The sequence below is a fragment of the Streptomyces synnematoformans genome, from assembly GCF_039531005.1.
GTDB classification, from domain to species: domain Bacteria; phylum Actinomycetota; class Actinomycetes; order Streptomycetales; family Streptomycetaceae; genus Streptomyces; species Streptomyces synnematoformans.
Genome location: NZ_BAAAPF010000055.1, coordinates 8,608 through 26,961 on the forward strand (window position 1 = coordinate 8,608; position 18,354 = coordinate 26,961).

16 protein-coding genes and 1 tRNA gene are annotated in these 18,354 nt (G+C 73.4%); 2 read left to right on the forward strand and 15 right to left on the reverse strand.

Annotated elements, in window-relative coordinates; all coding sequences use genetic code 11:
• Positions 1-171: 171 nt before the first annotated feature.
• The 6 genes from ABD317_RS12010 to ABD317_RS12035 all read right to left on the reverse strand — a co-directional run bounded on the left by ABD317_RS12010 (position 172) and on the right by ABD317_RS12035 (position 4,126).
• A tRNA-Ala gene (locus ABD317_RS12010) sits at positions 172-244 on the reverse strand.
• A 110-nt stretch (positions 245-354) separates the two neighbouring features.
• Complete coding sequence (locus tag ABD317_RS12015) at positions 355-990, reverse strand: histidine phosphatase family protein (protein ID WP_344289763.1); 636 nt, start codon at positions 988-990, stop codon at positions 355-357.
• Positions 983-1,414: a ribosome silencing factor gene (gene rsfS / locus ABD317_RS12020; protein ID WP_344289764.1), complete on the reverse strand. Its 432-nt coding sequence runs from the start codon at positions 1,412-1,414 to the stop codon at positions 983-985. Before rsfS ends, ABD317_RS12015 begins: the two co-directional genes overlap by 8 nt.
• A gap of 100 nt (positions 1,415-1,514) precedes the next feature.
• Positions 1,515-3,254, reverse strand: a complete 1,740-nt coding sequence (locus ABD317_RS12025) for an LCP family protein (RefSeq protein WP_344289765.1) — start codon at positions 3,252-3,254, stop codon at positions 1,515-1,517.
• 96 nt (positions 3,255-3,350) lie between these two features.
• Positions 3,351-3,950 carry a nicotinate-nucleotide adenylyltransferase gene (gene nadD, locus ABD317_RS12030; RefSeq protein ID WP_425582342.1) on the reverse strand — a complete coding sequence of 200 codons (600 nt, stop codon included), beginning with the start codon at positions 3,948-3,950 and terminating at the stop codon, positions 3,351-3,353.
• Entirely contained in the window at positions 3,947-4,126 is a 180-nt protein-coding gene (locus tag ABD317_RS12035; protein WP_344289767.1) for a hypothetical protein, read from the reverse strand. The genes nadD and ABD317_RS12035 overlap by 4 nt, the downstream gene beginning before the upstream one ends.
• Positions 4,127-4,365: 239 nt before the next feature.
• On the opposite strand from ABD317_RS12035, the gene ABD317_RS12040 reads away from it, so the two are divergent.
• Positions 4,366-5,439: a M48 family metalloprotease gene (locus ABD317_RS12040; RefSeq protein ID WP_027753368.1), complete on the forward strand. Its 1,074-nt coding sequence runs from the start codon at positions 4,366-4,368 to the stop codon at positions 5,437-5,439.
• 151 nt (positions 5,440-5,590) lie between these two features.
• On the opposite strand, the gene ABD317_RS12045 is transcribed toward ABD317_RS12040, so the two are convergent.
• From ABD317_RS12045 to proB, 5 genes are all read right to left on the reverse strand, one after another.
• Positions 5,591-6,673: an SCO2583 family membrane protein gene (locus tag ABD317_RS12045; RefSeq protein ID WP_344289768.1), complete on the reverse strand. Its 1,083-nt coding sequence runs from the start codon at positions 6,671-6,673 to the stop codon at positions 5,591-5,593.
• Between the two features lie 200 nt (positions 6,674-6,873).
• Complete coding sequence (locus ABD317_RS12050; protein ID WP_425582339.1) at positions 6,874-7,365, reverse strand: SCO2584 family spore wall biosynthesis protein; 492 nt, start codon at positions 7,363-7,365, stop codon at positions 6,874-6,876.
• Positions 7,366-7,456: 91 nt separating this feature from the next.
• Entirely contained in the window at positions 7,457-8,767 is a 1,311-nt protein-coding gene (locus ABD317_RS12055) for a glutamate-5-semialdehyde dehydrogenase (RefSeq protein ID WP_344289769.1), read from the reverse strand.
• A 176-nt stretch (positions 8,768-8,943) separates the two neighbouring features.
• Positions 8,944-9,336, reverse strand: coding sequence for a hypothetical protein (locus ABD317_RS12060; protein ID WP_425582341.1), 393 nt, complete (start codon positions 9,334-9,336; stop codon positions 8,944-8,946).
• Between the two features lie 311 nt (positions 9,337-9,647).
• Positions 9,648-10,769, reverse strand: a complete 1,122-nt coding sequence (gene proB / locus ABD317_RS12065; RefSeq protein WP_078627553.1) for a glutamate 5-kinase — start codon at positions 10,767-10,769, stop codon at positions 9,648-9,650.
• A 338-nt stretch (positions 10,770-11,107) separates the two neighbouring features.
• On the opposite strand from proB, the gene ABD317_RS12070 reads away from it, so the two are divergent.
• Positions 11,108-13,249: a hypothetical protein gene (locus tag ABD317_RS12070; RefSeq protein ID WP_344289772.1), complete on the forward strand. Its 2,142-nt coding sequence runs from the start codon at positions 11,108-11,110 to the stop codon at positions 13,247-13,249.
• 225 nt (positions 13,250-13,474) lie between these two features.
• Here the strand turns inward: ABD317_RS12070 and obgE are convergent, their stop codons facing one another.
• From obgE to ABD317_RS12090, 4 genes are all read right to left on the reverse strand, one after another.
• Positions 13,475-14,920: a GTPase ObgE gene (gene obgE, locus ABD317_RS12075; protein WP_344289773.1), complete on the reverse strand. Its 1,446-nt coding sequence runs from the start codon at positions 14,918-14,920 to the stop codon at positions 13,475-13,477.
• A gap of 204 nt (positions 14,921-15,124) precedes the next feature.
• On the reverse strand, positions 15,125-15,382 hold the full coding sequence (gene rpmA / locus ABD317_RS12080; protein WP_027753376.1) for a 50S ribosomal protein L27: 258 nt from the start codon (positions 15,380-15,382) through the stop codon (positions 15,125-15,127).
• Between the two features lie 13 nt (positions 15,383-15,395).
• Positions 15,396-15,719: a 50S ribosomal protein L21 gene (rplU, locus tag ABD317_RS12085; protein WP_027753377.1), complete on the reverse strand. Its 324-nt coding sequence runs from the start codon at positions 15,717-15,719 to the stop codon at positions 15,396-15,398.
• A gap of 260 nt (positions 15,720-15,979) precedes the next feature.
• A partial coding sequence (locus tag ABD317_RS12090; RefSeq protein ID WP_344289774.1) for an Rne/Rng family ribonuclease occupies positions 15,980-18,354 on the reverse strand: 2,375 nt, incomplete at its 5' end.

The following is an 18,354-nucleotide window of genomic DNA, read 5'->3' on the forward strand; positions in this document are numbered from 1 at the left end:
AAACGACAAAGGCGACCCGGTCCGCGTCTTCCGCGGACACACGTCGCCGATCGCCTCAGAACGGGGGTGCGGGTGGCGAAGCCCCCGCCGGGCGCGGACGAAGTCCGTGCAGAAACGACAAAGGCGACCCGGTCCGCGTCTTCCGCGGACACACGTCGCCGATCGCCTTTGTGGAGCTAAGGAGAATCGAACTCCTGACCTCTTGCATGCCATGCAAGCGCTCTACCAACTGAGCTATAGCCCCGCGCCGACGCCCACCGCTTCCGGCGGGCGAACGAGCTAAATCTTAGCGGGAAGGCGCCCGGAAACAAAAATCGGTTTCCGGGCCGCGGACCGCCGCCCCCGCCCGGCGCCTCACGTGTCGTCGCCGAGCACCGGCTCCGGCAGGCTGCCCGCGTTGTGCTCCAGCAGCCGCCAGCCGCACACCGACTCGCCCAGCACCGACCAGCTGCAGTTCGACAGCCCGCCCAGCGCCTCCCAGTTCCGCGGGTCCAGGCCCAGCAGCCGCCCGATCGTCGTCCGGATGGTGCCGCCGTGGCTGACCACCACCAGCGTCCCGCCGTCCGCCAGCTTGTCCGCGTGCGCCAGCACCACCGGCGCCGCCCGGTCCGCGACCTCGGTCTCCAGCTCGCCGCCGCCGCGCCGCACCGGCTCGCCGCGCTTCCACGCCGCGTACTGGTCGCCGTACCGCTCGATGATCTCCTCGTGCGTCAGCCCCTGCCAGACGCCCGCGTACGTCTCCCGCAGCGCGCTGTCGTACGTCACCTCCAGGGCCGTCCGCGACGCCAGCTCCGTGGCCGTGGTCCGCGTGCGCAGCAGGTCGGAGGAGATCATCGCGTCCGGGCGCAGTGCCGCCAGCAGCCGGGCGGCGCGGCGCGCCTGCAGCACGCCGGCCTCCGTCAGCTCGATGTCGGTCTGGCCCTGGAAGCGCCGCTCCAGGTTCCACGCCGTCTGGCCGTGCCGCCACAGCACGATCCGGCGGTCACGCATCCCGGCGGGCCCCCTCGCCGTGCGCCTCGGCGTGCTCCGCGGCGCGCCCGCGGGTGGCCGCCGCGTCCGGCGGCAGCGCCAGCTCCGGGCAGTCCTTCCACAGCCGCTCCAGCGCGTAGAACACCCGCTCCTCGGAGTGCTGCACGTGGACCACGATGTCGGAGAAGTCCAGCAGGACCCAGCGGCCGTCCCGCTCGCCCTCGCGCCGCACCGGCTTGGCGCCGCGCTCTTCCAGCAGCGCCTCCTCGATGCCGTCCACGATCGCCTTGACCTGCCGGTCGTTGGGCGCCGAGGCGAGCAGGAAGGCGTCGGTGATGGCGAGGACGTCGCTGACGTCGTACGCGACGATGTCGTGCGCGAGCTTGTCGGCGGCGGCCTGCGCCGCGGTGCTGACCAGGTCGATGGAGCGGTCCGTTGCGGTCACGGGCGGGGCTGTCCACTTCTGTCGGGAACTCGGGGTATCACTACGGATACACATTCCAGGATCTCACGCCCGTACGACAGCCCCGCGGCTCCCGGCATCGTCACCCCTCGTAGTCCTCCCCGAGGACGACCGTCACGTCCGCGTTCGCCGGCGTCTCCCCCTCGGCCACCGCCTTCTCCGGCAGCCCCAGCGTCTTCGCGACCTGCACGGCCTGCTCCTTCGCCGCCGCGTCCGCGTAGCGCACCTCGGAGGTCTCCGCCGGCTCCGCCGCCTGGCCGCCGTCGACGACCGTGAACCCGCCGTTGACCAGCGCGACCTTCGCCGCCTCCGCCGGCTCCGCGCTGCCGGCGCCGTTCTGCACGCTGACCCGCGGGGCCGCGGCCCCCGCGGGGTTCTTGACGGTGCCGCCGAGCACGTCCTCGACCACCTTCTCCGTGGCCCGCTCGCTGGGCCGGCCGTCGTCGCCGACCTCCAGCGTCTCGGTCGCGTACGCGCCCTCCTTGGCCAGCTCGGACAGCGACGCCAGGGACGCGGCCAGCTCGGCTTCGGACAGCGACGGGTCGAGCACCATGCCCATGGACTTGACCAGGCTCTTGGCGTCGGCCGGGGCGCTCGGCAGGTTCTTCAGCACCGCGTGCATGACCTGCCCGAACCGCCGGAGCTGCGCCGTCTGCGGCTCGCCGTCCGCGAGGTGGGTGGCGTAGGCGATGGCCGCCTCGCCGTTGAGGCGCTGCTTCCGCCCCTTCTCGACCAGCGGGTCGTCGCCCTTCTTCGCCCCGGGCACGGTGGCGTCGGCGTCGAGGGTGATGCCGCCGACGCCCTCCACGAGGATCTCCAGGTACGGGGTGTCCAGCCGCCAGCTGCCCTTGATGTGCGAGCCCAGCAGCGCGTCGATCGCGTCCCGGGTGGCGCCCGCGCCCTGCTCGTCGACGGCCTGGCCGAGGGTGGTGGCGGTGCCGTCGTCGCCGGAGACGGCGAGGTCGTTGGGGAGCAGCACGGTGGTGCCCTGGCCGGTGGTGGCGTTGTTCACGAGCAGCGCGGTGGCGCTGCCGCCGCCGTCGGTGTCGTGCAGGTGCACCACGAGCGTGTCGCGCTTGTCCTTGCCGGCCGCCGCGGGCCCGGACTCGCCGCCGGACATGAAGGGGAGGCGGTCGGTGGCCCACAGGTATCCGCCGCCGCCGAGCACGGCGAGGACCACGGCCAGCAGCAGCGCGATCCGGCGGTTGCGGCCGCGGCGCTTGGCCTCCTCGCGGCGCTCGGTGCGGCTCTCGGTGAACTTCAGCCAGTCGATGACGTCTTCGGAGGACTCGGTCTCGTCCTCGACGAAGGAGAACTGCTCGGTGGCGTACTCGCGCGGCTCGTGCGGCGGGCCGCCCCCGGGGCCGGCGGCGGGGTCCGGCGGGCGCTGGTGCGGGATGCGCCCCCGGTCGGCGTCGGGCGGCACGGGGGTCACGGGCTGCTCGCCGGAGGCGGCGGCCGGGCCGTAGGGGTCGTAGTCGTAGTCGTACCCGACGGCCGGGGGCGGGGCGTGCGGGGCGTAGTGCTGCTGGGCCCGGGGGTGGTAGGCCTGGGGCTGGGGAGCCTGCGGGTGGGGGGCCTGGGCGGGGTAGTGCTGCGGGGGGACCTGCTGCGGGGGCGGCGCCTGCTGGGGCGGCTGGGCGTACGGGTCGTAGTCGTACCCGTAGCCGGCGGACGGGTCCCCGTAGCCCTGACCGCCGGGGTCCTGGGCGGCCCCCTGCTGGTCGTAGTCGTAGCCCTGCTCTCCGTACGGGTCGTAGCCGTGGGTGTAGGGGTCCCGGTACGGGTCGTGGCCCTGCGGGCCGCGGTATCCGTCGTTCACTGGTGCCCCTTCCATAATGGGCATCCCCGCCCACGGTCCCCCCGTGCTTACCCTGCGCCCCCCGTACGGCCCCCGCCGCCCCGTAGATCCTGCGCGTCAGTCCCCGTCGCGGTAAAGCCTTCGCTTGTTGATGTAGCGCACAACCCCGTCAGGCACCAAATACCAGACGGGTTCGCCGCGAGCCACCCGTTCCCGGCAATCCGTGGACGAGATGGCGAGCGCCGGAACCTCGACCAGCGACACCCTGCCCTGCGGCAGCCCGGGGTCGTGCAACCGGTGTCCGGGCCTGGTCACCCCGATGAAGTGGGCGAGCGCGAACTGCTCCTCGGCGCCCCGCCAGGTGAAGATCTGGGAGAGCGCGTCCGCGCCCGTGATGAAGAACAGCTCGGCGTCCGGTTCGAGCGCGTGCAACTCCCGGAGCGTGTCGATCGTGTACGTCGGGCCGTCGCGGTCGATGTCGATGCGGCTGACCGAGAACTGCGGGTTCGACGCCGTCGCGATCACGGTCATCAGATAGCGGTCCTCGCGCGGCGAGACCACCTTGTCGCCCTTCTGCCAGGGCTCTCCCGTGGGCACGAAGATCACCTCGTCGAGGTGGAAGCGGGCCGCGACCTCGCTCGCGGCCACCAGGTGCCCGTGGTGGACGGGGTCGAACGTCCCGCCCATCACCCCCAGCCTGCGCTTCACCGCCGTCAGCGGTCCCGGTTGAAGCGGGTGGTGATGAACAGCAGGAGCAGCAGGACGAACAGGGCGCTCCCGCCGACGAAGTACGCGTTGAGGGTGGAGCCCTCGCTCTCGTGGCCGCCCCCGCCGCTCTCGGATGCGGAGGCGAGGGACACGGCGAGGTCGTGGGCGGCGGTCAGAGCACTCATGGTCACTGTGGCCAATCCGGTGTCGTCGGGTGGGCGTGCCTCGACATCGTAAGCGGGCCCGCGGCACGGCCCCACGTCGGCTCCGCCATCGGGGGCGCCGGGGGGACTGTACGACGGCGGCCGGCGAGGTCACCGCCGGATACGGGTGCCGTGACGAACCTGCTACGGAACTCCCCGCCGCGCCGGCCCGTTCTCGCACTAGCCTTGGGGGTCAGACGTACGGGGAGGGGACGGACAGCATGCCTGAACTCAACAAGAACGTGCCAAGCCGGGAACGCAAGAGGTTCCCGGGCATCTCCTCGCGGGCGTACGAGCACCCGGCCGACCGCTCCGCGCTCGTCTCGCTGCGCAAGCTCACCGGATTCGACAAGGTCTTCAAGGCGATCTCCGGCATGCTGCCGGAGCGCTCGCTGCGGCTGCTGTTCCTCTCCGACTCGGTGCGGGTCAGCGACCAGCAGTTCCAGCACCTGCACGACATGCTGCGGGACGCCTGTTACATCCTGGACCTGGAGAAGGTCCCGCAGATGTACGTCAAGCAGGACCCCCAGCCGAACGCGATGTGCATCGGCATGGACGAGCCGATCATCGTGGTCACCACCGGCCTCGTCGAGATGCTCGACGAGGAGGAGATGCGGGCCGTCGTCGGGCACGAGGTGGGCCACGCCCTCTCGGGCCACTCGGTGTACCGCACGATCATGCTCTTCCTCACCAACCTCGCCCTCGCGCTCGCCTGGATCCCGCTGGGCGCCCTGGCGATCCGGGCCATCATCGCCGCGCTGCTGGAGTGGTTCCGCAAGTCGGAGCTGTCCGCGGACCGGGCGGGGCTGCTCGTCGGGCAGGACCTGGAGGCGTCGATGCGCGGGCTGATGAAGCTCGCCGGCGGCAACCACCTGCACGAGATGAACGTCGACGCGTTCCTCGCGCAGGCCGAGGAGTACGACCGCGGCGGCGACGTCCGCGACTCCGTCCTGAAGATCCTCAACGTGCTGCCGCGCAGCCACCCGTTCACCACCATCCGCGCCGCCGAGCTGAAGCGGTGGTCGGAGAGCCGCGACTACCAGCGGATCATGGACGGTCACTACCCGCGGCGCAACGAGGACAAGGAGGCCTCCGCGCGCGACTCCATCCGCGAGTCGGCCAGCAGCTACGCGGACACGGTCAAGAACAGCAAGGACCCGCTGCTGCGGCTCGTGAACGACATCGCGGGCGGCACCGCCGACATAGGCGGCAAGCTGCGGGACCGCTTCAACAGCCGCGGCTCCGGCGGCTCCGCCCCGTCGGACGGCGGCCCCTCGGACGCCTCGCCCAACTGAGCACCGTCCCCCTCCGCTCAGCACACAGCGCCCACCGTACGCAGAATCCAGAACGCCGTCGCCGCCCCGGGACGACGGGGCGGCGACGGCGTTCTGGGCGTGTGCGGGCGGCGCTTCCGGCCGTACGTACGGGGTCCGGGTGCCGCGCGCCCTACGACGGGCGCGTCGCCTGCCCCGTGTCCAGCACGCCGCACAGCGACCCGCTCAACTGCCCCGGCGTGGCGAAGGGGTTCGTCCCCTGCGGCGCCTTCTGCGGGTCCCGCTCGCCGGCCAGCAGCGGCCGCAGATACCCCGCGGCGTCCGCGGTGCACGCCAGCGGCCCGGCGGTCAGCGCGGTCTCGGCCAGCTCCAGGTGGCCGTCGCGCAGGTCGTCGTGGTCGAAGCGGATGCGCACCTGGCGGCGCACGGTGAACAGCGACGCGTCCTCGGCCGCCGACGCGGAGGCGTCGGCCGGACGCAGCGCGTAGACGAAGACGTGGTCGGCGCTGACCTCCAGCTCCTGGTCGCTGACCTCCGCGTACCGCACGGCGCCGTCGACCCGTACGTTCCGGTGGGCCAGGCGCACGTGCTCGGGGTCGAAGCGGACCATCCAGCCGGTCGCGGCGTGCCGGCCGTCGTCGGCGGGCCGGGCGAGGCTCTGGTCGAACTGCCCGTGCTGCTGCGGGTCGAGCCGGATGCGCACGTCGCGGACCTTGCCGCCGGTGAGCGTGTGGGCGTCGATCGCCGAGGTGACGAGGTAGTCCTTGCTGGCGGTGAGCGCCTGGACGACCTGGTCCTCGGTGAAGTGCCGGGTCGACTCCGGATCGTCCGGCAGTTCGATGCCGGCGGCGCCGGTGCCGAAGTCCTGCGCCGGGCTGTCCGCGATCAGCTCCGCCGGGTCGCCGCCGGGCACCGGGCCCTCGGGCGTCAGCGGGATGACGCTGCTGCGCAGCGGCGCCGCGGCGGGGATGCCGGGCTGCCGGTAGGGGTGGCGTACGCCCATGTAGATGGCGGTGCCGAAGGCGAGCGCGATGAGCAGCACGAGCACGAGGGCCTGCCGGGAGGCGCCGGGGCGCTGGGGGCGGCGGCTGCGTACGGCGGGGGTGTGGTCGCCGACGCGCTCGCGGGCGGAGTACTCCTCCAGCCGGGCAGCCTTGACGAACGCCTCATCGAAAACGATGGAGCGGTACTCGTCGTCTCCGCCTCCCGGGGCGCGCTCGGGTGTCCCGTCAGGCGGGCCATCGTGCCCGGCCATATACAGAAGAGTAGGTCCGCTGCGCCCCGCGTAAACCGCAGGGCCCACGCCAACTTCCCGCTGCGCCATCGGGTGCCGCCCGCGCCCGCAGGGCGTAGGGGGAGGGTGGGGGCCAAACGGGGCGCAAGCGGTTGCCTGCGCGGCGCCGGAGCGCGCCGGGCGCGCGGCCGGCCCCGGATCGGCCGGGGGTCGGTCCGGGGTCAGCCCGGCGTCAGCGAGGGCTCGCGGGCGTCCGCGCCGGTCGTGGCGGACGGGGTGGAGCCGCCGGGGGGCGGGGCGTCCTCGCGGCCGTCGGGGCCGGAGCGGTAGACCGCGGCGAAGGACAGCGCGACTATGCCGACGCCCAGGAGCAGGGCGAGCAGCAGGGCGACGGGGCGCTGCCAGTGCCCGTGGCCGCGGTACGGGCGCAGGGCGCCGCCGTAGGGGCCGTACGGGTCGGGAGCGTCCGGATCGTCCCAGTCGTCGTACTCCCGCTCGTCCTGCGCGGCGTCGTCGAGGACGGCCTCGGCCTGGGCCCGCGCCTCCGCGGCGCCGACCATGCGCTCCACGGCGCTGGGCTCGTGGAACTGGGCCGAACGGACAAAATCCTCGTCGAGGACCACGGCCGCGAACTCTTCGTCCGCGCCTCCGTGGTGGTGGCTGTCGGGCTCGTCACCGTCGGCGAACGGCCTGCCCCCCACATCGTCCGGCACCCGGCCAGCGTAAACCGGGACGGTCCGGATGCGCCAGGCAGCGAGTGATTCCGCCGACCGGTCCCGGCCAACGCCGGGGGCCGCCGGGGCGCTACTGCCCCTTCAGCTGCCCGTCGCCGGTGACGACGTACTTCGTGGACGTCAGCTCCGGCAGCCCCATCGGCCCGCGCGCGTGCAGCTTCTGCGTGGAGATGCCGATCTCGGCGCCGAAGCCGAACTCCGCGCCGTCGGTGAACCGGGTGGAGGCGTTGACCATGACCGCCGCGGAGTCCACCAGGGCGGTGAAGCGGCGGGCCGCGCCGGTGTCGCGGGTGACGATCGCCTCGGTGTGCCCGGAGGACCAGCGGCGGATGTGGCCCACCGCGTCGTCCAGGGAGCGGACCACCGCCGCGGCGATGTCGTACGACAGGTACTCCGCCGCCCAGTCGGCGTCGTCGGCGAGCGGCACCTCCACGCCGGCCGCGGCGCCCGCCTTCACCCAGGAGTCGTCGCCGTGCACGGTGACGCCCGCGGCCCCCAGGGCCGCGAGGGCGCGGGGCAGGAAGACGTCGGCGACGGACTGGTGCACGAGCACGGTCTCGGCGGCGTTGCACACGCTGGGGCGCTGCGCCTTGGAGTTGACGAGGATCTTCTCGGCCAGGTCGAGGTCGGCGTGCTCGTCCACGTACACGTGGCAGTTGCCGGTGCCGGTCTCGATCACCGGGACCGTGGACTCCTCGACGACGGTGCGGATGAGGCCGGCGCCGCCGCGCGGGATCAGCACGTCGACCAGGCCGCGGGCGCGCATCAGCTCGTGCACCGACGCGCGGCTCTGCCCGGGCACCAGCTGCACCGCGTCCGGCGGCAGCCCGGCGGCGGCGAGGGCGTCGCGGAGCACGGCGACGAGGGCGGAGTTCGAGGCGTACGCGGAGGAGGAGCCGCGCAGCAGCACCGCGTTGCCCGACTTCAGGCAGAGCGCGGCGGCGTCGGCGGTGACGTTGGGCCGGCCCTCGTAGATGATGCCGACGACGCCCAGCGGCACCCGCAGCTGGCGCAGCTCCAGCCCGTTCGGCAGGGTGGAGCCGCGGACCACCTCCCCGACGGGGTCCGGCAGCCCGGCGACGTCCCGGACGTCGGAGGCGACGCCGGCGATCCGCTCCTCGGTCAGCGTCAGCCGGTCCACCATCGCGTCGGAGACCCCGTCGGCCCGGGCCCGGGCGACGTCCTCGGCGTTCGCCGCGACGACCTCCGCGGCGCGCGCCCGGAGCGCGTCGGCGACGGCCAGCAGGGCGGCGTCCTTGGCCGCCCGCGGCAGCGGGGCGATCATCGCCGCCGCGGTGCGGGCCCGCTGGGCGGCCTGGCGGACCGGGGACTCGGTTTCGCTGCTCATGCCCAGCAGGGTAGTCGCCGGCGCCGGCCTCACGGACGGTCCGTATCACTCCGCGAGACGGCGGCATGAACAGGTGCACGCTCCCGCGCGGCGCCCGGTGCCCGTGCGCCGGTAGCCGCCCGGGGGCGCGGACCGCATGTCGCGCGCCGGGTGGTACGCCCTCCCCGTACGGACCCCGGCGCCCGGAACCCGCGCCGCGGCTCGGCCGCTCAGAACGGGTGCACCCCCACCGGCACCGCCGGAGCCGGCCCGTATCCGTCGGCGATGCGCTGGTGGTACGTCTCCCGCGCGATCACCTCCAGGCCGACGATCTCCCACGGCGGCAGCTGCGCCGACGCCCGGTGCTCCCCCCAGAGCCGCAGCGCGACGGCCGCCGCGTCGTGCAGGTCGCGGGCTTCCTCCCAGTAGCGGATCTCGGCGTGGTCGTTGGCGTAGCGGCTGGTGAGCAGGAAGGGGTGGTCGTGCGCCAGCCGCTCCAGACCGCGTCTGATCTCCTTCAGCGGTGCCTCGGGGCCGGAGACGCTCAGCGTGACGTGCCACAGCCGGTGGACGCCGTCCGCGTCGGGCCCCCCGTCGTCCGCCGCGGGCACCGGCTCCCCCACGCCGCCCGTCCGTGCACTTCCGGTCCCCTTGACGCTGGTCAGCGTCCGCTGTACCGATCCACGGGGCAGCGCCCCTGGACGCCCTTGTGTCACGGGCGGCCTCCTGAATACGAGTCTGCAACAGGCTGCACGCCGCGGCAGCCCCCATACAACAAAGTTGACCAGCCGACGCGCCCGCCCGTGGTGCTTTTGCGCAAGGTCCCCGGTGGAACCCCGTTTTTTCGCGCGCCGCGCGCCGGTCTCACGCGGGGGGCGTCCCCCGTCCCGCCCCACCCGTCGCGCCACGGCCGCCGCGGCTCACCCGTCCCACCTCACGTGTCGAGCACCACGAGGTCGTCCCGGTGCACGACCTCCCGCTCGTACGCCGGGCCCAGCTCCTTGGCCAGCTCGCGGGTGGAGCGCCCGAGCAGCCGCGGCAGCTCCTCGGCGTCGAAGGCGACGAGCCCGCGGGCGACCGCCCGGCCCGTGCCGTCCCGCAGCTCCACCGGGTCGCCCGCGGTGAACCTGCCCTCCACCGCCCTGATCCCCGCCGGCAGCAGCGACGTGCGCCGCTCGGTGACGGCCCGTACCGCACCGTCGTCCAGCACCAGCGCCCCCTGCGGGGTGGAGGCGTGCGCCAGCCACAGCAGCCGGCCGCGGGCGCGCCGGCCGGTGGGGTGGAAGTACGTGCCGGTGATCTTCCCGGCCAGCGCCGCGTCCGCGTGCACGGCGGAGGTCAGCACGACGGGCACGCCCTCGCCGGTGGCGATCCGGGCGGCCTCCACCTTGGTCACCATGCCGCCCGTGCCCACCCCGGCCCGCCCCGCCGGGCCGAGCCGGACGCCGGCCAGCTCGGCGCGGTCGCGCACCTCGGCGATGCGGGCCGCGCCGGGGGCGGCGGGCGGGCCGTTGTAGAGGCCGTCCACGTCGGAGAGGAGGACGAGCAGGTCGGCGCGGGCCAGATGGGCGACGAGGGCGGCGAGGCGGTCGTTGTCGCCGAAGCGGATCTCCTCGGTCGCGACGGTGTCGTTCTCGTTGACGACGGGCACGGCGCCCATGGCGAACAGCTGTTCCAGGGTGCGCTGCGCGTTGCGGTAGTGGGTGCGCCGGCTCATGTCGTCGGTGGTCAGCAGCACCTGCCCGACGCGCCTGCCGTAGCGGGCGTACGACGCGGTGTAGCGGGCCAGCAGCAGCCCCTGCCCGACGCTGGCCGCGGCCTGCTGCCGGGCCAGGTCGCGGGGCCGCCCGCCGAGGCCGAGCGGCGCCAGCCCGGCGGCGATGGCACCGGAGCTGACCAGCACGATCTCCCGCTCACCGTGCTTGGCGAGCGCGTCCACCAGCGCGTCGACCCGGTCCGCGTCCAGCCCGCCGGCCGCGGTCGTCAGCGAGGACGACCCCACCTTCACGACGACCCTGCGGGCACCCGCCGCGGCTTCCCGACTCGCCCCTGCCACCTGTACCCCTGTGCTTTCCCGGCCCGCGGCCCGTCCGTACGGAACTGCGAATCTACGCCACCGCGCGCCGACCGGCCGCGCCGTCCCACGGTACGGACACCCCGCGGCCCCCGCCCGCCGGCCCGGTCCGTCGGGCCGCCGTTTGTACCGATCCCACAAACGAAAAGGATGACAAGGCCCGTTCCATGTATTTGACCCCGATTAGCGGCCCCTGCCGGGTGGAGAATTGTCTCCTGCCGCGTAGCGGCATACGGTCTGGGGTCAACTCCATACGAAACCCGGAACCACGCGGTTCACGGGAACATCCCCCCACGACGTTCCTGCCAGGAGTCAGCACCGTGCCCTTCGCCGGTATCGCCCCCCGCCGCGCCGTGCAGATCATGGCGCTGGCCGCGCTGCTCACTGCGTATTGCGCACTGCTCATCGGCGCACTCGTGCCGAACGTGCCGCTGCTCGTCGCCGCGGCGGCCGGCGGCCTCACCCTCGACCTCTACCTGCAGCACCGGCAGCCCGGGCTGCTCTCCCTGCTCAGCAGGGTCCGCTTCGACGTCATGGTCCGCCAGCTGCTGCGCGACATGCTCATCCTCTTCGGCCTGCTGCAGATCGACGGCATCGAGCCGCTGAAGGAGCAGTCGCCGCTGACCGTCATGCTGCTGGCGACGTACCTGCTGCACTTCGTCATCCAGGGCGTCACGATCATGATGCGCCGGGACCGCACCCTGCCGATCGTCACCCGCAACGTCGACGCCTCCGCGCTGGGCCTCACGCCCGCGCCCCCGCGGATCCTCGCCCGCCGCTCCGGCCACCGGCTGCTGTACCTCTCCGTGCCGGTGACGGCCGGGCTGCTCACCACCGCCGCCACCACGGACGCGGTGTGGGGCGTGCTGGGCCTCGCCGTCTCGCTGGCGCTGAGCGGCGGCGGCGCGCTGTATCTGGCGACCTGGCTGCTGCCCGGCAAGCGCACCCCCGACGACCAGCGGGTCCGCGAGTGGTTCGCGGACTGGCTCGCGGAGTACCGCCCGACCGTCGGCCTCTACTTCTCCGGCGGCGCCACGTCCGCGTACCAGGCCAACATGTGGGTCTCCACGCTGGCGGCCCTCGACGGCCGGCCGCTGATCGTGCTCCGCGAGCGCTTCATGGTGCAGAAGATCACCGCCACCGACGTGCCGATCGTCTGCCTGCCGAAGGTCGCCGACCTGATGCTGCTGGAGCACTCGACGCTGAAGATGCTGCTGCACCCGGCGAACTCCGGGAAGACCTCGCAGGTGCTGCGCATCCCCACCATCAAGCACGCCTTCACCAACCACGGCGAGAGCGACAAGCTGTCGAGCTGCAACCCGTACGCCAAGGCGTACGACGAGGTGTGGGTCGCCGGCCCCGCCGCCCGCGCCCGCTACCAGCTCGCCGACATCGGCGTCGACGACCGCGACGTCGTCGAGGTCGGCCGCCCCCAGCTCGCGCCGATCCTGCCGTACTCCGGCCCGCCGCCCGCCGACGGCCCGACCACCGTGCTGTACGCCCCCACCTGGGAGGGCTGGGACGGCAACCCGGGCAACACCTCCGTGGTGCTGGCCGGCGAGAACATCGTCCGCCGGCTGCTCGCCGACCCCGGGGTGCGGCTGTTGTACAAGCCGCACCCGCTGACCGGCTCGGTCGACCCGCGCGCGGGCGCGGCCGACAAGCGGATGCAGGCCATGATCGCCGAGGCGAACGCCGCCTTGGCCGCCGCGGCGGGCGAGGGCGACGGCGACGGCGAGAGCGCAGGCGAGGGCGAGGGCGAGGGCGACGGCCGGGGCGCCGGGCGGCCCGGGCCGGAGGCCGCCGCGGAGCTGGCCCGGGTGCAGGCGGAGCTGGACGCGCTGGCCACCACGTCCTTCCGCAGCAGCGCCGACGAGGTCGAGCGCATGCTCGTCCAGTCCGCCCCCGAGGCCGGCCGGGCGGAGGCCGTGCAGGCCGCGACCGGCGCCTGGGAAGAGGCGTACTGGGCCTCGCTGCCCGAGCGGGAGCACCAGGTCATCACCGACTCCCGCCCCGGCATCTACGCCTGCTTCAACGTCGCGGACGTGCTGATCAGCGATGTCTCCAGCGTCATCTCGGACTACCTGACCAGCGAGAAGCCGTACGCGGTCGCCAACACCAGCGGCCTGACCGAGGAAGCCTTCCGGGCCGAGTTCCCGACCGTACGGGCCGGCACCGTTCTCGGGCCGCAGGCGGAGGAGATCCCCGACCTGCTCCGGGCCGTCCGCGACCCGGAGCACGACACCCTGGCGCAGGCCCGCACCGAGCTGAAGGAGCACCTGCTCGGGCCCTCGGACCCGCCGTCGCTGGTGCGCTTCAACGACGCCGCGGCGGCGCTGTGCGCCAAGGCGGACGCACGCGCGGCGCGTATGGAAGCGCGAGGGGAGTCCGATATCCCTTCACAGCGTCGGGACGCGGCCGAGGACAGGGAGCTGGAGCCGGACGAGCCGGCCGGCGTCTAGGCCGCGTCCCCCCAACGGAGCAGGTGCCGGACCGGGACGAGACCGAGGACGAGGAGACGGCCGCGAACCCGGCGGCCCTCGACCCGGAGGCGGACCCGGATCTGGAGACGTGAACGGCGGCGGCCCGCGGGAGCACATCGCCCCCCCCCCCCCCACGTCGCGCCCGGTCGGACGATCCGGCCGGGCGATCAGGGTCGTCCGACCGGGCGCGCGATCAGGACCGCGTCACGCGAAGGGGTCGAAGTCCTCGTACTCCTCCTCCGCGCGCTCCGCCTCCCGCTCCCGGCGGCGCTGCGCGGCCGGCCGCGGGGCGTCGAAGCGGTGGTCCTCGCCGCGGCGGCCCAGCATCTCGGCGCCGGACGCCATGGCGGGCTCCCAGTCGAAGACGACGGCGTCCTCGCCGGTGCCGATGACGACGTCGTCGCCCGGCTTCGCCCCGGCCTTGCGCAGCCGGTCCTCCACGCCGAGCCGGTTCAGCCGGTCGCCGAGGTAGCCGACGGCCTCGTCGTTGCCGAAGTCGGTCTGGCGCACCCAGCGCTCCGGCTTCTCGCCGGTGATACGGAACAGCGCGCCGCCCCCGCCGCCGTCCTCGCGGACGACGGTGAAGCCGGTCTCGTCGACGGCCTGCGGACGGATGACGATCCGGGTCGACTCCTGCCGCGGCCGGGCCGCGCGCGCCGCGTCGACGAGGCCGGCGAGCCCGTACGACAGCTCCCTCAGGCCCGTACGCGCGACCGCCGAGACCTCGTACACCGTGAAGCCGCGCTCCTCCAGGTCCGGGCGCACCATCTCGGCCAGGTCCCGGCCGTCCGGGATGTCGATCTTGTTGAGGACCACCACGCGCGGCCGGTCCTCCAGGCCGCCGTACGCGCGCAGCTCCTCCTCGATGACGTCGAGGTCGCTGAGCGGGTCGCGGTCGGACTCCAGCGTCGCGGTGTCCAGGACGTGTACGAGCACCGCGCAGCGCTCGACGTGCCGCAGGAACGCCAACCCCAGGCCGCGGCCCTCGCTGGCACCGGGGATGAGGCCGGGGACGTCGGCGACCGTGTACGTCACGGCGCCGGCGGTGACGACGCCGAGGTTGGGCACGAGCGTGGTGAAGGGATAGTCGGCGATCTTGGGCTTGGCCGCGGACAGAACGCTGATCAGGGACGACTTGCCGGCGCTGGGATAGCCGACGAGCGCCACGTCGGCGACGGTCTTCAGCTCCAGCACGACGTCCCGCGCGGTGCCCGGCTCGCCGAGCAGCGCGAAGCCGGGCGCCTTGCGGCGCTGCGAGGCGAGCGCCGCGTTGCCCAGGCCGCCGCGGCCGCCCTGGGCGGCGACGAAGGTGGTGCCGTGCCCGACGAGGTCGGCGAGCACCTCGCCGTCCCCGGTGCGGACGACCGTACCGTCCGGCACCGACAGGACGAGGTCCCTGCCGTCGGCGCCCGCGCGGTTGCCGCCCTCGCCCGGCCTGCCGTTGGTGGCCTTGCGGTGGGGGGTGTGGTGGTAGTCGATCAGGGTGGTGACGTTCTGGTCGACGGTGAGGATGACGTCCCCGCCGCGACCGCCGTTGCCGCCGTCGGGGCCGCCGAGGGGCCGGAACTTCTCGCGGTGCACGGAGGCGCAGCCGTGTCCCCCGTTACCCGCGGCCACGTGCAGGGTGACGCGGTCCACGAAGGTGGTCATGAGGGTGTGCCTCCCGGCGGTGAGGAGCGTCGTGCGTCACGGGTCGTCGCCGCCGTACGGGACGCTCGTGCCGTACGGCATCGTGCAGAGTTCAGACGTTATTCAAACGCGCCGAGGGCGGCCCCGCTTCCGCACGTCGTCCGTGACACGTGCGGAGCGGTGGACCGCCCTCGGATCAGGTGTGTGGTGTTCCGGAGCCGGTGCTTACTCGGCGGCCGGGACGATGTTCACGACCTTGCGGCCGCGGCTGGTGCCGAACTGCACCGAGCCGGGGATCAGCGCGAACAGCGTGTCGTCGCCGCCGCGGCCCACGCCCGCGCCCGGGTGGAACTTGGTGCCGCGCTGCCGGATGATGATCTCACCGGCGCCGACGGCCTGGCCGCCGAAGCGCTTGACGCCGAGCCGCTGGGCGTTGGAGTCGCGACCGTTCCGAGTGGACGATGCGCCCTTCTTGTGTGCCATCTCTCCTCAGTCCTTACTTCGCGGCCGGCGCCGGGATCTCGGTGATCTTCAGCGCGGTGTGCAGCTGGCGGTGACCGATCCGCTTGCGGTACCCGGTCTTGTTCTTGTACTTCAGGATGTCGATCTTGTCGCCCTTGTGGTGGTCCACGACCTCGGCCTGGACCTTCACGCCGTTCAGCACCCAGGGGTCGCTGGTCACGGTCTCGCCGTCGACGACGAGCAGAGCGGAGAGCTCGACGCTGTCGCCGACGCTCTTGCTGGACATCCGGTCAACCTCGATGACGTCGCCCACAGAAACCTTCTGCTGGCGGCCGCCGGTGCGCACGATCGCGTACACGCGCTTCAGCTCTCTTTCTCAGTCGCGACGGGGGCCCCTGATGCCAGCCGCCCGGGTGGGGCACATGGTGTCGAGCGGCCTCTCCCGGCGCTCACGAGGAGGTTCCGGGAGGGATGTGCTCAGGAGCCTGGCGTGCCTAGCAGACACGCCAGCGGTCAAGGTTACGGGCCCTCAGACCGCCTGGTCAAACCGGCCTGCCCGGCCCCCCGCCGCGCCGGCGGGCGGCGGGGCGAGGGGCGTACGGGACGGCCCGGGCGGCGTCAGTCCTCCGCGGTCACGGAGACCGAGCGCGGGGAGTCCTGCTCCGCGGCGGCGGTCTTCTTGACCGCCTTCTTGACGGCCTTCTTGGCCGTCGTCTTGGCCGTCTTGGCCGTCTTGGCCGTCTTGGCCGTCTTGGCCGTCTTCCTGGCCGTGGACTTGGCCGCCGTCTTGGGGGCGGTCTTGGCCGTGGCCTTCTTGGCGGCGGTCTTCGCCGTCTTCTCGGCCGCGGCCTTCTTCGCCGTGGCCTTCTTGGCGGAGGCGCGCTTGGCGGCGGTCTTCTTACGGGCCCGGGGCTGGTCGTCGGCCTCGGCTTCGGCACCGGAAGCGGCCCCGGCGGCACCGGCGTCGAGCGCCTCCGCGGCGACCGGCTCGGGGGCCGGGGCGGGCTCCACGGCGTCCACCGACGCCGGTACGCCCGCCGGCTCCGGCTCCGCTGCCACGGCGGGCGCCGTCTCCGCCCCCGCGTCCGTACCGGCCGGCCCGGCGTCCACCGGTTCCGCCGCCATCGGCGAGCCGCCCGGCGACATCGCCTTGCGGGTCACCCGCCGCCGCGCACGGGACGGCCGCGTCGTCTCCACGGGCTCGCCGGCCTCCGGCCGCTCCGCCTCGACGGACTCGACGCCCGGCTCCTCCGCGGGCCCGCCGGCCGGCACGGCGCCGGCCTTGGCGTCCCCGCCCTCCCGGACGTCCTTCGCTTCCCTGGCTTCCTTCGCTTCCTTCGCTTCCTTGCCTTCCTTGCCCTTCTTCTTGCGCTTGCCGCCGCCCGACCCGGCCGCCGTGGCCTGGTCCATGTGCACGATCACGCCGCGCCCGCTGCAGTGCGCACACGGCTCGGAGAACGACTCCAGCAGGCCCTGCCCGACCCGCTTGCGGGTCATCTGCACCAGGCCCAGCGACGTCACCTCCGCCACCTGGTGCTTCGTACGGTCGCGGCCCAGGCACTCCAGCAGCCGGCGCAGCACCAGGTCCCGGTTGGACTCCAGCACCATGTCGATGAAGTCGATCACGATGATGCCGCCGAGGTCCCGCAGCCGCAGCTGCCGCACGATCTCCTCGGCCGCCTCCAGGTTGTTCCTGGTGACCGTCTCCTCCAGGTTGCCGCCCTGCCCGGTGAACTTGCCGGTGTTGACGTCGACCACGACCATCGCCTCGGTCCTGTCGATCACCAGCGAGCCGCCCGACGGCAGCCACACCTTGCGGTCGAGCGCCTTCATCAGCTGCTCGTCGATCCGGTACGTGGCGAAGACGTCCACGTCCGACGTCCACTTGGACAGCCGCTCGACGAGGTCCGGGGCCACGTGCGAGACGTAGCCGTGGATGGTGTCCCACGCCTTCGCGCCCTCGACGACGACCTTCGAGAAGTCCTCGTTGAAGATGTCGCGGACGACGCGGACGGTCATGTCCGGCTCGCCGTACAGCAGCGTGGGCGCGCTGCCGTTCTTCGCCTTCTTGCGGATGTCCTCCCACTGCTTCTGCAGCCGCTCCACGTCCCGGCGCAGCTCGTCCTCGCTGGCGCCCTCGGCGGCCGTACGGACGATGACGCCGGCGTCCTCGGGGACGATCTTCTTGAGGATCGTCTTCAGCCGGGCCCGCTCGGTGTCGGGCAGCTTCCGGCTGATGCCGGTCATCGAGCCCTCGGGCACGTACACGAGGTAGCGGCCGGGCAGCGAGACCTGGCTCGTCAGGCGGGCGCCCTTGTGGCCGATGGGGTCCTTGGTGACCTGGACGAGGACGGACTGGCCGGACTTCAGCGCGTGCTCGATGCGGCGGGGGCTGTGGGCGAGGCCGAGGGCCTCGAAGTTGACCTCGCCGGCGTAGAGGACGGCGTTGCGGCCCTTGCCGATGTCGACGAACGCGGCCTCCATGGAGGGCAGCACGTTCTGCACCTTGCCGAGGTAGACGTTGCCGACGTACGACGCCGACTGCTCCTTGTTGACGTAGTGCTCGACGAGGACGTTGTCCTCCAGCACGCCGATCTGCGTCCGGTCGCCCTGCTGGCGCACCACCATGACGCGCTCCACCGCCTCGCGGCGGGCCAGGAACTCGGCCTCGGTGATGATCGGCACCCGTCGGCGGCCCTGCTCGCGGCCCTCGCGGCGGCGCTGCTTCTTCGCCTCCAGGCGGGTGGAGCCCTTGATGGACTGCACCTCGTCGCCGACCTCGGCCTTGGCGCGCGGCTCGCGGACCTTGACGACGGTGCGCTCCGGGTCGTCGGCGGCCTCCTCGGAGCCGTCGGCGCCCTCGGTGCGGCGGCGCCGGCGGCGCCGCCGGCGGCTGCTGGTGCTGCTGCCGGCGGACGGGGCACCGCCCTTGCCGCCGTCGCCGCGGTCGCCGCCCTCGTCGGCTTCGGCCTCCTCGGCGTCCGCGTCGGCGG

Excerpts from the sequence above, each read along its gene's own strand:
- ABD317_RS12045 (WP_344289768.1), bottom strand. The coding sequence starts at position 6,673 with ATGGCCGGGCACGATGGCCCGCCTGACGGGACACCCGAGCGCGCCCCG.
- ABD317_RS12015 (WP_344289763.1), bottom strand. The coding sequence starts at position 990 with ATGCGTGACCGCCGGATCGTGCTGTGGCGGCACGGCCAGACGGCGTGG.
- rpmA (WP_027753376.1), bottom strand. The coding sequence starts at position 15,382 with ATGGCACACAAGAAGGGCGCATCGTCCACTCGGAACGGTCGCGACTCC.
- ABD317_RS12040 (WP_027753368.1), top strand. The coding sequence starts at position 4,366 with ATGCCTGAACTCAACAAGAACGTGCCAAGCCGGGAACGCAAGAGGTTC.
- obgE (WP_344289773.1), bottom strand. The coding sequence starts at position 14,920 with ATGACCACCTTCGTGGACCGCGTCACCCTGCACGTGGCCGCGGGTAAC.
- ABD317_RS12035 (WP_344289767.1), bottom strand. The coding sequence starts at position 4,126 with ATGAGTGCTCTGACCGCCGCCCACGACCTCGCCGTGTCCCTCGCCTCC.